Origin of the sequence: Nitrospina gracilis 3/211 (assembly GCF_000341545.2) — a bacterium.
In the GTDB taxonomy this organism is placed as follows: domain Bacteria; phylum Nitrospinota; class Nitrospinia; order Nitrospinales; family Nitrospinaceae; genus Nitrospina; species Nitrospina gracilis.
The window spans coordinates 1,333,147-1,345,896 of the sequence record NZ_HG422173.1 but is presented as its reverse complement, the minus strand read 5'-3'; the positions used below and the strand labels follow the sequence as shown (position 1 = coordinate 1,345,896).

Annotated in this window: 13 protein-coding genes and 2 pseudogenes; 4 read left to right on the top strand and 11 right to left on the bottom strand. The window is 57.9% G+C overall.

The genetic code is table 11. From position 1 onward, the window contains the following. Positions 1-8 precede the first annotated feature (8 nt). Genes TX82_RS06465 through tolQ form a run of 3 tightly spaced genes read right to left on the bottom strand, consistent with a single transcriptional unit; the run spans position 9 to position 2,029 of the window. Complete coding sequence (locus tag TX82_RS06465; protein WP_005008341.1) at positions 9-878, bottom strand: hypothetical protein; 870 nt, start codon at positions 876-878, stop codon at positions 9-11. After that, the gene (locus tag TX82_RS06460; protein ID WP_005008339.1) at positions 875-1,276 is read right to left on the bottom strand and encodes an ExbD/TolR family protein; all 402 of its coding nucleotides are present in this window, start codon (positions 1,274-1,276) and stop codon (positions 875-877) included. The genes TX82_RS06465 and TX82_RS06460 overlap by 4 nt, the downstream gene beginning before the upstream one ends. Before the next feature lie 18 nt (positions 1,277-1,294). Next, the gene (gene tolQ / locus TX82_RS06455; protein ID WP_005008337.1) at positions 1,295-2,029 is read right to left on the bottom strand and encodes a protein TolQ; all 735 of its coding nucleotides are present in this window, start codon (positions 2,027-2,029) and stop codon (positions 1,295-1,297) included. 391 nt (positions 2,030-2,420) lie between these two features. Between tolQ and TX82_RS06450 the strand changes: the two genes are divergently transcribed. Then, a complete protein-coding gene (locus TX82_RS06450; RefSeq protein WP_005008335.1) occupies positions 2,421-3,362 on the top strand; it encodes an outer membrane protein in 942 nt (313 codons plus the stop codon). On the opposite strand, the gene efp is transcribed toward TX82_RS06450, so the two are convergent. Further along, complete coding sequence (gene efp / locus TX82_RS06445) at positions 3,338-3,913, bottom strand: elongation factor P (protein ID WP_005008333.1); 576 nt, start codon at positions 3,911-3,913, stop codon at positions 3,338-3,340. The two genes, TX82_RS06450 and efp, sit on opposite strands and share 25 nt — an antisense overlap. A 223-nt stretch (positions 3,914-4,136) precedes the next feature. Between efp and TX82_RS06440 the strand changes: the two genes are divergently transcribed. The 3 genes and pseudogenes from TX82_RS06440 to TX82_RS06430 all read left to right on the top strand — a co-directional run bounded on the left by TX82_RS06440 (position 4,137) and on the right by TX82_RS06430 (position 7,229). After that, positions 4,137-4,799 (top strand): class I SAM-dependent methyltransferase, encoded by a 663-nt coding sequence (locus TX82_RS06440; protein WP_005008331.1) that lies wholly within the window; start codon positions 4,137-4,139, stop codon positions 4,797-4,799. A gap of 89 nt (positions 4,800-4,888) precedes the next feature. Then, positions 4,889-6,561, top strand: a pseudogene (ettA, locus tag TX82_RS17165) (energy-dependent translational throttle protein EttA). Positions 6,562-6,572: 11 nt separating this feature from the next. Beyond that, positions 6,573-7,229, top strand: a complete 657-nt coding sequence (locus TX82_RS06430; RefSeq protein ID WP_005008329.1) for a hypothetical protein — start codon at positions 6,573-6,575, stop codon at positions 7,227-7,229. A 4-nt stretch (positions 7,230-7,233) separates the two neighbouring features. On the opposite strand, the gene TX82_RS06425 is transcribed toward TX82_RS06430, so the two are convergent. From TX82_RS06425 to TX82_RS16205, 7 genes and pseudogenes are all read right to left on the bottom strand, one after another. Beyond that, positions 7,234-7,737, bottom strand: a complete 504-nt coding sequence (locus TX82_RS06425; RefSeq protein ID WP_005008327.1) for a c-type cytochrome — start codon at positions 7,735-7,737, stop codon at positions 7,234-7,236. Between the two features lie 76 nt (positions 7,738-7,813). After that, positions 7,814-8,830, bottom strand: a complete 1,017-nt coding sequence (locus TX82_RS15145; RefSeq protein ID WP_005008325.1) for a c-type cytochrome — start codon at positions 8,828-8,830, stop codon at positions 7,814-7,816. 144 nt (positions 8,831-8,974) lie between these two features. Next, complete coding sequence (locus TX82_RS06415) at positions 8,975-9,541, bottom strand: c-type cytochrome (RefSeq protein WP_005008323.1); 567 nt, start codon at positions 9,539-9,541, stop codon at positions 8,975-8,977. After that, on the bottom strand, positions 9,538-10,017 hold the full coding sequence (locus TX82_RS06410) for a c-type cytochrome (protein WP_005008322.1): 480 nt from the start codon (positions 10,015-10,017) through the stop codon (positions 9,538-9,540). The genes TX82_RS06415 and TX82_RS06410 overlap by 4 nt, the downstream gene beginning before the upstream one ends. Positions 10,018-10,060: 43 nt before the next feature. Further along, a complete protein-coding gene (locus TX82_RS06405; RefSeq protein WP_005008320.1) occupies positions 10,061-11,065 on the bottom strand; it encodes a cytochrome-c peroxidase in 1,005 nt (334 codons plus the stop codon). 31 nt (positions 11,066-11,096) lie between these two features. Continuing rightward, complete coding sequence (locus TX82_RS06400) at positions 11,097-12,509, bottom strand: MBL fold metallo-hydrolase (protein WP_005008318.1); 1,413 nt, start codon at positions 12,507-12,509, stop codon at positions 11,097-11,099. Between the two features lie 48 nt (positions 12,510-12,557). Further along, positions 12,558-12,750 (bottom strand): annotated as a pseudogene (locus TX82_RS16205) (c-type cytochrome); the annotation flags it as partial.

Sequence of the window (12,750 nt, the reverse complement as noted above, 5' to 3'; positions counted from 1 at the left end):
CTGAACGATCAGCGTCTCAAACTCCTTCGTGCTCGTTTTTTCTGGATGACCACGGGCTTTTTCGATTTTCTGAGTTCCTGCAACTCCTCCAGTTTCTCCAGCAGTTCTCGCCGGTCCGCCACGGTGGTGTCCGGCGTGCCGCTCTGGATTTTGCGTTTGGCCAGCATGGCGAATTCCAGTTCTTCCAGACTCAGGTCTTCCTTTTTGGGAACGGGGTTGGGCTTCGGCATCTCGATGGGAACGTGTTTCTCCATCTGCAAAGTGTCGAACCCTTTCAACGCTTCGGTCACGCGCGAGGGCCCCGGTTTCTTTTTTTCTCCCGGAGACTCCGCGGGCGTCTTCAACGCATCGAGGTCGCGCAGGGTATCTTCCAGTAACGTCGGCGACGACTTTTTATTCGTGGGTTGTTTCACCGTAGGCGGCAGTTTGGCCATCTGCTCCAATTCCTCCAATGTGGACAGGGACTGCCCCGGCTTGGTTTTCGGCGTGGGCGTTCCGGTGAACGGCAGGTCTTCCAGTTTCACGCTTTTATCCCCCGCGGTGAATTTGGTTTTGGGCTGTGGAGCGGGTTTCGGTTCCGCTTTGGTGCCCGACGGTTTTTTCGTGAGCGGCTTCTGCATCACCGGGGTTTGCACCGCGCTCTCCTGGGATGGCGACACGGCCTTCTGCTGCTGGCCTTCTTCCGGCAGGTCGCCGGGTTGCGATCCGGGAATGGCGGGAACTTCGACGAGGTCCACCGTGAACACCGGGCGGATTTTCTCCTGCACCCACTCGTTCTTCGGCATGAACAGCACGAGAGTCAGCATCAGGCAGTGCACGAACACACTGATGACGAGCATCTGGTTGAAATTGTAAAACTGTGAAGAATGCAGACTCATTCGCCCGGCTCGGTCATCATGCCGATGTTTTTCACCCCGGCGCGCCGGATGGTGGCCATGACCTTCACCACGTATCCATAATCCAGGTTGCGGTCGGCGCGGAAGTAAACCGATCCCTTCTCGTTGTTTTCCAGGTAGCGTTGCAGTTTCTCGCCCAACTGCACCAGCGTCACCAGCTCCTCCTTGTCGTAAAAAACCTTCTTGTTACTGCGGATGGAGATGGTCGGCACGTCCTTCACTTCCACCGTCTCGGTGCTTTCCTCCGGAAGGTCCACGTCCATGCCGTGCTGCATGAGCGGCGCGGTGATCATAAAAATGACCAGCAGGACCAGCATGACGTCCACGAACGGGGTGACGTTGATGTCCGCCATCAGGCGGGGATCTTTGCGGTAATCCATAATGTGGTTCCTGGGGAATCAGTAATCGACGGGTTTGCGGAGGAAGTCCTTTTCGGACATGAACAGGAAGTCGCGGGAGAAGTCGTCCATACGCGCGGTGAAGCCGCGGATCTTCGCGTTCAGGTAGTTGTAGAACACGACCGCCGGAATCGCCGCGAACAGGCCCGCCGCGGTGGCGATCAACGCCTCGGCGATGCCCGGCGCGACGCCGCCGATGCTGGCCGATCCCTTCACGCCGATCATGCGGAAAGAATGCATGATGCCCCACACGGTGCCGAACAGGCCGATGAACGGCGTCGTGCTTCCGGTGGTGGCCAGAAAATCCAAGCGGTGCGCCAGCCTTTCGATTTCGTGGTTGATGGCTTTGGTCAACGACAGGCCGATGCCCTTGAGGTCCTGCTCGGAGAGCGCCACCTCCCGCGTCATTCCGGCTTCGCGCCCCTGATCGTTGCTGCCGCTGTAGCGGTACAGCTCCGAATAGCCGGTCAAAAACACCCGTGCCACCGGGCTGTACTTCAGCTTCTGCGAAAAATTGTAGATGTTCACCAGGCTGGAACTCTGGCTGAACACGCGCAGGAAGCTCTGGTCCTCCTGCTTGGCTTTGCGGTAGGCGATGAACTTGGTCAGGATGATGGCCCAGGACACGATGCTGAATATGAGAAGCAGTACCAGAACCGCTTTCGCCATGGTGCTGGAACGGGAAACCATTTCAAAGATGCTGAGGGGCATGGTCGATGGATTGAGCGTTTCCATGAAAGAAAAATCCTATGAGTGATGAATGGAACGTGCTTGCGAACTTCCGGGCAGGGACGCTTTAAATTATTTAAAATCAACCACCTATTAAAAAAACGCCTTTAGTTTACCGCATTCAGGAGGCGCAATTCAATCGGGGGAATGATCAAAAAAACAAGGGTGGGAAATTCAGCGGCTTTGCAGGAGGGGCTCCCTCATCCGCCCTGTGATGTCAGGACATGATGGTACGAATACATGGTTTTCTCCTTGTTATTGGCTATATAGATATTTATACTGTCCCGGTTTCTCAGGCGCGGTCCTGCCGGCAAAGTCATTCCCCGCAAATCCAAGCTTCATTGAGGATTGCCGGTAAGGGCCTGCAAGGTCCAAAAAAGATTCCGGGTGCCCTCCCATGCTGACGCCAATTGGATTGATCCGAGTCCTGTTGTGTCTGATGTTTCTTCTTGCTGCAACCCCTTCCTGGGCGGAGCCCAGAACGTATTTTGGAGTTTTCGGAGGCGTCGCCACGGGCGGCGGTTTTTCCGAATTCAAAAATGAGACGTGTGTCGACAGGAAGAACGAAGCCAGTACCGATACCACGTTCGTGGACATGTTTTATTTGCTGTTTGGGGACTCGTCCGCTTTTGAATCCGGTGAAAGCCGCTGCAACCGGGTACGCCGCAATTACCGTGCTTCCGGTCCGGACGCCCAAACCGCCGGGGCGTGGGGAGCCAAATTCGGTTTTCTTCCGGAAGAGGGAAGTTCGGTCGAGAATATAGGCATTGAGTTCATCTATTTTGAAAGGTATCCCAAGATAGACCGCCAGCCCGTTTCCGCCAGCGGTTCCCAGACGACCGCCCTGTTTCCCTCCCTGCCTTTCAGCGGCACCATGGAAGTCGACATGAGCGCGGTGAGAACGCTGGCGATCATGTTTCATATCTACCCGAAGTTCCGGGTTCTGGAAGAGGGGTTCGCTTCGCGCTTTCAACCTTATCTGGGGGCGGGTTTGGGAATCACGCACCTGCAATTGAACGAAGTGCGGGTTTACGACAACTCAGGGACCCTGGTGGGGCGCAGGGGGGAGAACGATTCTGCGGTGGGCGCCAGCTTCCCGCTTACCGTCGGCTTCGACTTTCAAGTCAAGGACCGGGTGTGGATCACCAGCCAATATATCTTTTCGCAGGCGTTGGGCCTGCGGTTCGATGAAATCGATACCGGGGACGACCTCCAAACCCGGTACTTCGACCATCTGTTCCTGATGGGGATCCGGTTTCAATTCAACCCGAATTCACGTGCTACCGCGAGGCAAGAGGCAACCGAGATCCGGTTTCAGCCTTTGACGCGTTCCTGGTAGGCGCCGGTGGAGGTGGACACGCGCACCACTTCGCCGATGTCCACGAACTGCGGCACGGTGACGACGAGACCCGTCTCCAACGTGGCGGGTTTGCCGGAACCGGATACGGTGGCACCCCGCAATTGCGGCTCGGTATCGACCACTTTCAGCTCGACCGTCTCCGGCGGCTGCACGCCGATCGGACGGCCGTCATGAAACTCCACGGTCACGCGGCTGTTGGGAAGCAGGTACAGCTTCACGTCGCCCAGCACCTCGGTCTCGATGAAAATCTGTTCGTAGGTCTCGCTGTTCATGAAGCAGTAGCCGCTGGTCGGATCTTCATACAGAAACTCCATCTCCGACTGCTCCAGCGTGGCGCGTTCGATTTCCTCATCGGCGCGGAACTTGACCTCGGTCTGGGTGCCGTCTTTCAGACTGCGCAGTTTGGCCTGCATGAAGGCACGCTTGTTGCCGGGGGTGCGGTGCTCGGCCTTCATCACCCGGTACAGGTCCTTGTTGTAAACGATCACGTGACCGGCACGGATGGAGTTGCCGCTGATGTAGTTCGCCATCTAAAAATTCTCCTAATGCACAACGATTGCCAAAACCGTCCCGCACCGCGTTCTTACGAATCGCAAGCCGACTGGTTTCATGGATGTTTACGGGACCTGTAAGAGTGGGATTCGAGCCGAATCGAGGCCCGATCATACCACAAAATGGATTAAGGGTGCCAGATTCCCCGCAGGCGCACCGGGTGCGTCGCCAAACCGGCGGAATTGTGGCACAATCCGGTCCATGAACTGCCCGCTCTGCACGGCTCCCACCCGGGAGTTCGCCCACAACCCGCAACGCGAATACCGACTGTGCGAGACCTGCCAACTGATTTCCGTACCGCCGCATTCGCACCCCTCCCGCGAGGAAGAAGAAGCGCGTTACCGCGAACACGAAAACAGCCTCGACAACCCCGGCTACGTCGCCATGTTCATGGACAAGATCCGCCATATAAAGGAACACGGCCCACAGGCAAAGACAGCGCTCGACTACGGATGCGGTTACGAACCGGTGCTGGCCACACTTCTGGAACGGGAAGGCTACCGCGCCGAAAAGTACGACTCCATTTTCTTCCCCGGCCTGCCGGAGGGAAAACACTTTGATGTCGTCGTCTCCACGGAAACTTTCGAGCATTTTCACAACCCGGCGCGGGAGATGGAACGCATCTGCGGCCTGCTGGAACCTGGGGGGTTTCTCGCGGTGATGACACGGTTTTATACGGAAATGAGTCCGGAACCGAACGCTTCGTCGTTTCTCAACTGGTACTACCAGCGCGATCCCACCCACGTCTGCTTTTACCGGCTGGAGACATTCAACTGGATCGGCCGCACCTACGGTTTCAAACGCGTGTTCGACAACGGCAAGGATTTCGTCATTCTGCAACGCACGGACGGGGGTGGCGTTTAATTTAACCGTTCCCTCTTGAAAAAATCTTAAAATCAGGGATCATCTAGTTCGAAACGTCTTTATCCACTCCTTCAACCAAAGAAAGCATCATGGCTGGCGAATATATTTTTTCCATTTCCCAACTGCGCAAAACCTACGGCGCCAAAACGGTATTCGAAGACATCAATCTTTTTTTCTATCACGGCGCGAAGATCGGCATCGTCGGCGAGAACGGCACCGGCAAATCCACCCTGCTCCGCATCATGGCGGGCGAGGACCAGGAGTTCGAAGGCAAGGCGCAACCGCTGAAAGGCACGAAGGTCGGCATCCTGCACCAGGAACCGCAACTCGATCCGGACAAAACCGTGCGCGAGGTGGTGGAGGAGGCATTCGAACCGATCCAGAAACTCATCAACGAGTTCAACGAAGTCAGCGCCAGCATGGCCGAAGCCCTGCCTGAAGAAGAGATGGAACGCGCCATGGAGCGCATGGGCAAGTTGCAGGATGAAATCGACGCGGTGGACGGCTGGGAACTGGACCGGCAGATCGAGGTGGCGATGGACGCGCTCGTCCTGCCGCCGGACGATCAGAAAACGGGCACCCTTTCCGGCGGCGAGAAACGCCGCGTCGCCCTGTGCCGCCTCCTGCTCCTCAAGCCCGACATCATCCTGATGGACGAGCCCACCAACCACCTCGACGCGGAAACCGTCGCCTGGCTGGAAGACACTTTGAAGGAATACCCCGGCAACGTCATCGTCTCCACTCACGACCGCTACTTCCTCGACAACATCACCAAGTGGATTCTGGAGTTGCAGGGCGGACGCGGCATTCCGTTCGAGGGCAACTATTCTTCGTGGCTGCAGCAGAAGGCGTCGCGGCTGGCACAGAAGGAAAAATCCGAATCCAGCCTGCGCAAACGGCTGGAGAAGGAGTTGGAATGGATCAACACCAACCCCGGCGCACGCCGCACGAAAACAAAAGCCGCATCAAGGAATTCGAAAAACTGTCGCAGAAGAAAGCCGACAACGGCGACAACAGCCTGGACATCCAGATCGCGCCCGGTCCGCAGCTGGGCGACAAGGTGATCGAAGCACGCGGCCTCAACAAAGGCTACGGCGACACGCCCTTGATCGAGGACCTCACGTTTTCCGTTCCGCGCGGCGGCATTGTCGGCGTCATCGGGCCCAACGGCACCGGCAAAACCACCCTGTTCCGCATGATCGTCGGCGAGGAACAACCCGACGGCGGCACGCTGGAAGTGGGCCCGAGCGTGCAGTTGTCGTACGTCGATCAGCACCGCGACGAACTCGATGACGATAAAACCGTGTTCGAGGAGATCACCGGGGGCACCGACCAGATCGAAGTCGGCGACCGCGTCATGAACTCCCGCGCGTACGTCGCGCGTTTCAACTTCCGCGGCAGTGACCAGCAGAAAAAAGTCGGCAACCTGTCGGGCGGCGAACGCAACCGCCTGCATCTGGCCAAACTACTGCGGCGCGGCGGCAACGTGCTCCTGCTCGACGAACCGACCAACGACCTCGACGTCACCACCCTGGGCAACCTGGAAAACGCCATCCTCGATTTTCCGGGGTGCGTCGTGGTGATCAGCCATGACCGGTTTTTCCTGGACCGCATCTGCACGCACCTGCTCGTGTTCGAAGGCAACAGCAAGGTGCGCTGGTTTGAGGGAAACTTCGAAGCCTATCAGGAAACGCGGCGGCAGGAGCTGGGCGGACGCGAGGAAAACCGCCGGTCGAAGTACAAGAAACTCACCCTGCATTGAGGAGACACGCCATGCGGAACCGGACGGTCATCGCCTGCGGCCTGCTCCTGGCGGGCGGGCTCATGATGGCCGGACCGGCGGTCGCGGCCGATTTTCTCGATTCCCCTAAATCCGACGCCAACATCAAACCCTTCGTCTTTCCCAAGTCGATGAAGGTGATCCAGAGTTGCACGGCGGCGGAGTTCTGCCTGCATCACACCCCGGAGGTGACCCGCGGGCAAAAAGCGTATGCGGATGATCTCGGCCTGAACCCCGTGGGCGTGAACCGGGTCTTTGCCGACAAGGCTCCAGTCAAACGCACGCTGATGAAGATCGACCCCGCGCGCCTCGCTCCGCTCACCCTGGGCGACGACCTGCACCGGCCCGTCGACCGAGACATGCTGCTGAAACTGGGCGAGCGGTACGACGAAGACATCCTGCTCATCTACCGCGCCGGGTTCGCGTGGCATCCCGACAACCCGAAGATCCTCCTGCAGGGCCTTCTTTACCTGACGAAGCAGAAAAAGGTGCTGGCCCTGTCCGACGTTTCGCACGGGATGGAGTACGGCCTGCCGCACCCGGAAGAAACGCTGGGCGGCATTTACTTTTCTTTGCTGGAACAGATGGAAGACGAGGCCCGCCGCATCCTGCACGCGCACAAATACGAAAAACGCCGTTCCAACTACTGACGCTTCACTGACCCGCGAAGGTGCGCAGGTACAAAACCAGTTGCCAGATTTCGGTCTCCGAGAGGTTCGGGTGGGCGGGCATGGACGTTCCCGGCGAGCCGTTCCGGATGACCCAGAACAGCTGCCCGTCAGAGAGACCTTGCATGGTGGCGGCGCAGGTGAAGTTGCGAGCCGGGGGCGTGCTTTCGAAATCCGGGTCGCCAAACCCGTCCCCCCGCTCACCGTGACAGGTTTTGCAGGTGAGGGGTTTGGCCGTTCGCTGATACAGCGTCTCGCCCTGTGTCAGGTTTTCGCCGGTCGCCTCAAGAGGATTGGTGCGTTTGTAAAATGCAGTGGGAGCGCGCGGCGTTGTGCGCTTTTGCGGACAGACGCCCGACGATGAAACACGGGTAACCTGGGCCTCCTCCTTTCCCGCCGTGAACTCCGGCACCTCCACCTCCACGGTACCGCCGCAGGCAGACAGGGCAACCATCCCACATCCCAACCCCACTGCAATCCATTTCTTCATGATTCGTTTTCCAGTTTTAAAAGCGAGGGACTTTCTCCGCCCTATCCGCCGAAAGGCCCTCGTTACCGTTTGCGTTTCAATTCCCCTTGAACGTTTCACGCAGGTAGGCGATGACATCCGCCACACCCTGGTCGCCGAGGGTCAAACCCCAGTAAGGCATATACGGCGACTTGCCCACCGCTTTGCCTCCGTAGTAAATAACATTGTACAGGTAGTCTTCCGGGTAAATGTTCAACGGCAACTCCGAATGCACCGCGGGTTTGGGATCCAGTCCGGAAGCCGCCGGTCCGTCGCCCTTCCCTTCCGCACCGTGGCACTGCGCGCAGTATTCCTTGTAGATCGTCGCCCCGCGTTCGGTACTGGCGTTCTGGAAATGCTCGCTCTTCCACGGTTCGTAATACTGGAAGTCGGGATCGCCCTCCGTCGCCAGGAATCCGGTGATGTAGTACAGGCCCAGGCCGCTGACATCGGCGACGAACTCACCGCTGTGCGGCACGAAGTCCGGCGGGTTGGAATTGAAACGGTAGATCCAGTCCTTGTTCAGACGCTTGCCGGTATTGAAAAATGCGACGCTCTGGGGGCCGCCGAGTTTTTCATCGTCTTCCATGATCTGGTGGCACCCCGTGCAGGAGTGTTTTTTGAACAGTTCGCGCCCGAACTGGGCGTGAAGCTCGGTGAATTGGGACAGGTCGATGGCGTCCTTCTTGACGCGCGGGTCCTGCAGATGCTTTTCGAAATAATCCGCCATCGCTTCCGCCTGCTCTTTGGTGAGGGCGGGGTGGTTGATCGGCGTTTGCGAGATGTCCCACCGGTAATTTTTCTGATAGACGTTGTCTTCCTTGCCCATCAGCCAGCGAACCAGCCACGGGCGCTGAAACTTGACACCCGCCCACATGAGGTCGGGAGCCCGCAACTCGAAGCGGGATTTGGCCTCGCCTTCAAACCGGTGGCAATTGGAACAACTGTGGTCGATCAGCTTTCTGGCGACCGACTCATCCGCCGCGTTTGCGTGCGGGGCCGGCAGGAACAGCAAAAACAGGAAAGTGGGAACGACGAGGAAAAAGCTTGTACGGATTACAGGCAGATAATTCATAAGGCAGCTCCTTTCAGAATCCACAAACCTTCCACATTGCAGGAACATGGGTTCCTGCAATGTGGAAGTATTTGAAGGGCGGGACGTGTGACCCGCCCGGTACGCGGTTGTGAATGGATCTGCCTGTATGGCCAAACCCGAAGCTTACTTTGACATTTCGCGGATGTAGAGGATCACCTTCCACACCTCGTTCTCATCCATGAACGGGTACGGCGGCATGCCCGTGGGCGTGCCGTTTTTGATGATCCAGTACATCTGGCCGTCGGTGATCTCCTGCATGGTTTCGCCGCAGGTGAAATTCCGCGGCAGGGCCTGCAGTCCGTTGGCCATCATGCCCATGCCGTTGCCCGAAGGACCGTGGCACACCTTGCAGGCGGTCGGTTCCGCCGTCCATTGGTAAAGCGACTCGCCCTTCTCGATGTTTTCCTTGGTCGGTTCCAATGGATTCTTCAGGTTGTACACCGTCTTCGGTGCCTGGGGCGAGGTGCGGGTTTGCGGGCAGATGCCCTTGCCGCCGCGGCCCATCCCGTGGTGCAGGCCATGACGTTCGTGGTGCCCGCCATGTGGACTGCCCTGGTGCATAGCCAGTTGGATTGCTTCGTTGCCTGCGGAATCCGGAGCATCTGCATATGCAAACTGCGGTCCCGCCGCAATACCTGAAATGAACAGGGACAAGGAAAGAGCCCTCATCCAGAAAGTACATTGGTTCATGGTTCCCCTTGTTCGTTGGTTGAATCTACTTTTGAAAAGTTTCGTATATACAAAACCAACTGCCAGATTTGATCCACATCCAGCGATCCAAACGCCGGCATGACGGTTCCCGGTGAACCGTTGCGAATCACCCAGAACAGTTGGCCGTCCGGGAGGTCCTTCATGGTTTGAAAACAGATGAAGTTGCGCGGCTTCGGATGCACGGCCTTGAACATGATTCCCAGACCGTTTCCCGACAACCCGTGACACAGCCGGCAGGCATGCGGCTCAGCATCGAAATGGAACAGCGTTTTGCCTGCCAGGATGTTGGTCTCCGTCGGCTCCAGCGGGTTTTCCAGCTCCAGGTATTCCTGTGGTGCCGTGGGCGTCTGGCGGGTTTGCGGGCAGATTCCCGAATGCCCGGGTAAGTCCGTCAAACCCGGCGGCGCGGCGGGAACCAGCAACAAAGCTGTGAATACCAGTTCGAGAATCTGCATGGCACTCCCTTCTCCGTCCGCACCTTTAGACGGATAAACTCCGTTAATTATCCGGCGGCAACTCCGGCACCACCACGTTGATCGGTTCGCCTTCCAGCGCCTTCATGAACTCCACCAGATCGTTGACTTCCTGCTTGCTCAATCCCAGCGGCGTGATGAAGGGACTTTTGTTTTCATCGACATCGCCACCGCGGTTGTAAAACTCGATCACGTCCTTCAGCGTTTTCTCGCTTCCGTCATGCATGTAGGGAGCCGATCGGCTGATGTGCCGCAGTCCCGGCGTCTTGAATGCGCCTTTGTCCGAATCGTCCTTTGTAACACCGTAGCGTCCCGGATCGTCGCTTTTCACGCCGATGTTGTGGAAATTACTGTCGGTGAAGGCAGGTCCGTTGTGGCAGATGGAACACTTGGCCTTGCCGAAAAACAGGTTCATGCCGTTGACGGCGGACTTGGACATCGCATTTTTATCGCCGTTATTATACTTGTCGTAGGGCGAATTCTTTGAAACCACCGACCGTTCGAACGTGGCGATGGCCTTGACAATGTTGTCGAAGGTCAGGCCTCCTTTGCCGAATACATTTTCGAACCGTTTTACGTAACCGGGAATGGCCTTGAGTTTCTTGACCACCCCTTCCTGAGTCTCATTCATTTCGATGGGATTCTGGATGGGCCCCTTCGCCTGCTCTTCCAAAGAGGGGACGCGGCCATCCCAGAACTGCGATTCAAAAAAACCGCTGTTGATCACCGTCGGAGAGTGCCTTGTTCCCTTGCGGTTGAAGTCGTGACCGATGGGGGTGGACAGGCCGTCGCCCCAGCCGAGGCCTGGATTGTGACAACTCGCACAACTAATGAAATTACTACTTGAGAGCCGGGGGTCGAAATACAGCATCTTGCCCAACTCCTCCTTCTCCTTCGACCACGGGTTGTCCTTCGGGTGGGTCATTTTCGGCAAGGGTTCGTAAAACGATTCTTCCGCCTGTATGACAACCGGCGTGGCGATCCACAAAAGAACCGTCGCCAGCAAAAAAGCGCTATGAATACCTTTCATGTCTCAGCTCCTCGTTAAGTGAACATCGACGTTACGCGGAGGCCGTCACCAGGTCGCGGTTAACAGGGTGATTCAGCGGGAATGCTCCAAGGCCTCCGAGTAGATTGATGATACCTTTCCGACCAGCCTTCTGCAACAGACTGCACGCGATGGTGGACCGGTAACCCCCGGCGCAATGAACCAGTGTGTCTCCGTCGCGCGGCACCTCGTCCATCCGTTCCTGCAATGTGTTCAACGGCACGTTGAGAGCATCCCGGATATGGCCTTCGTTGTATTCCGCTGGCGACCGCACATCCAGCACCCGAACCTTTTGCCCTTGCGCTTTGGCGCGGTCCCAGTCCTCCACGGTCCATCCGGGCGTGCTTTCCACCAGGTCCGGTCGACCGGCCAGGGCCTTCATCCCGTCTTTTAAAAATCCGGATACCTGATCGAAGCCGATCCGGCCCAGGCGCATTTCGGATTCGTATTCCGTTCCCGGTTCGGTGATGAGCACGATGGGGATGTCCGGTTTCAACACGATGCCCGCCCAGGTGGCGAATTTGCCGCCCAGCCCCACTTGCACGGTGCCTTTCAGGTGGGCGGCGTTGAATTCCGTCTCCGGCCGCGTATCGAGAACCTGCGCCCCCTCCTTCTGCAGGGCCAGCAGCTCATCCAGCGTCAATTCCTTCATTCCGGTTTCGAGGGAACGGTCGAGGGTCAGCCTTTCCTTGCGGTTCAGTTGCGCGTCGTAAGGAAAGTATTCCGGCGCGGCGGGCAGGTTTTCCGTCATCATTCTGATGAATGACTCGCGGTCCATCGGCTGAAGCGCGTAGTTGAGGCGTTTCTGTTCGCCGATGGTGCTCACCGTTTCATCGCTCAAATTCTTGCCGCAAAGCGACCCCGCACCATGCGCGGGGTACACCAGCGTCTGGTCCGGCAGTTTCATCAGCTTGTCGTGCAGGGAATCGTACATCAACGAGGCCAACTCTTCGGCGGTGATGCCGACAGAGGCCATGAGGTCCGGCCGGCCGACATCGCCGATGAACAGCGTGTCGCCGGTCAACACCATCTGCGGCCGGTCTTTATTTTCCTTCAGATCATAAACGAGGATGCAGATGCCTTCCGGCGTATGGCCGGGGGTTTCCATGGATTCCAGCCGCACGTCCCCCATTTCCAGACGGGTGCCGTCCGATTCCGGGACGAACTCGTATTCAGCTTCGCCTTTGACCCCCAGGTGGATCGAGGCGCCGCACCGGTCGCGCAACTCCAAATGACCGGCCACAAAGTCGGCGTGAAAATGCGTGAGGTACACATGGCGGATGGTGAGGTCCATCAAGCGCGCATCTTCGATGTACTGCTCGACGTCGCGCTGGGGATCGACCACCACGGCGGCGCGTGTGGATTCATCGGCGATGAGATAGGAAGCGTGGGCCAGGCACCCGAGGTAGTATTGCTTGAAAATCATGGTTGACTCCCCCCTGACAATGCCAAATTTCCCAGGCCCTTGTCGTGCTCACTTCTCCGGCTTGCGGAAGGCGCGGATGAACTGGATCACCCACCAGCCCTCGTCCTTGGTGATCACCGTCCCCACACGGATCGGCATTCCAGTGCCGGGACTTCCATTCTCCAGCACCCACATCAGCTCGCCGTCGGTTCGCAGGTCCTGCCATTGGGCGTTTGTGAAGTCACGAGGCTGGTGGCCCGGC

Coding starts and splice junctions, on each gene's coding strand:
- TX82_RS06465 (WP_005008341.1), bottom strand. CDS start 878: ATGAGTCTGCATTCTTCACAGTTTTACAATTTCAACCAGATGCTCGTC.
- TX82_RS06460 (WP_005008339.1), bottom strand. CDS start 1,276: ATGGATTACCGCAAAGATCCCCGCCTGATGGCGGACATCAACGTCACC.
- tolQ (WP_005008337.1), bottom strand. CDS start 2,029: ATGGAAACGCTCAATCCATCGACCATGCCCCTCAGCATCTTTGAAATG.
- TX82_RS06450 (WP_005008335.1), top strand. CDS start 2,421: ATGCTGACGCCAATTGGATTGATCCGAGTCCTGTTGTGTCTGATGTTT.
- efp (WP_005008333.1), bottom strand. CDS start 3,913: ATGGCGAACTACATCAGCGGCAACTCCATCCGTGCCGGTCACGTGATC.
- TX82_RS06440 (WP_005008331.1), top strand. CDS start 4,137: ATGAACTGCCCGCTCTGCACGGCTCCCACCCGGGAGTTCGCCCACAAC.
- TX82_RS06430 (WP_005008329.1), top strand. CDS start 6,573: ATGCGGAACCGGACGGTCATCGCCTGCGGCCTGCTCCTGGCGGGCGGG.
- TX82_RS06425 (WP_005008327.1), bottom strand. CDS start 7,737: ATGAAGAAATGGATTGCAGTGGGGTTGGGATGTGGGATGGTTGCCCTG.
- TX82_RS15145 (WP_005008325.1), bottom strand. CDS start 8,830: ATGAATTATCTGCCTGTAATCCGTACAAGCTTTTTCCTCGTCGTTCCC.
- TX82_RS06415 (WP_005008323.1), bottom strand. CDS start 9,541: ATGAACCAATGTACTTTCTGGATGAGGGCTCTTTCCTTGTCCCTGTTC.
- TX82_RS06410 (WP_005008322.1), bottom strand. CDS start 10,017: ATGCAGATTCTCGAACTGGTATTCACAGCTTTGTTGCTGGTTCCCGCC.
- TX82_RS06405 (WP_005008320.1), bottom strand. CDS start 11,065: ATGAAAGGTATTCATAGCGCTTTTTTGCTGGCGACGGTTCTTTTGTGG.
- TX82_RS06400 (WP_005008318.1), bottom strand. CDS start 12,509: ATGATTTTCAAGCAATACTACCTCGGGTGCCTGGCCCACGCTTCCTAT.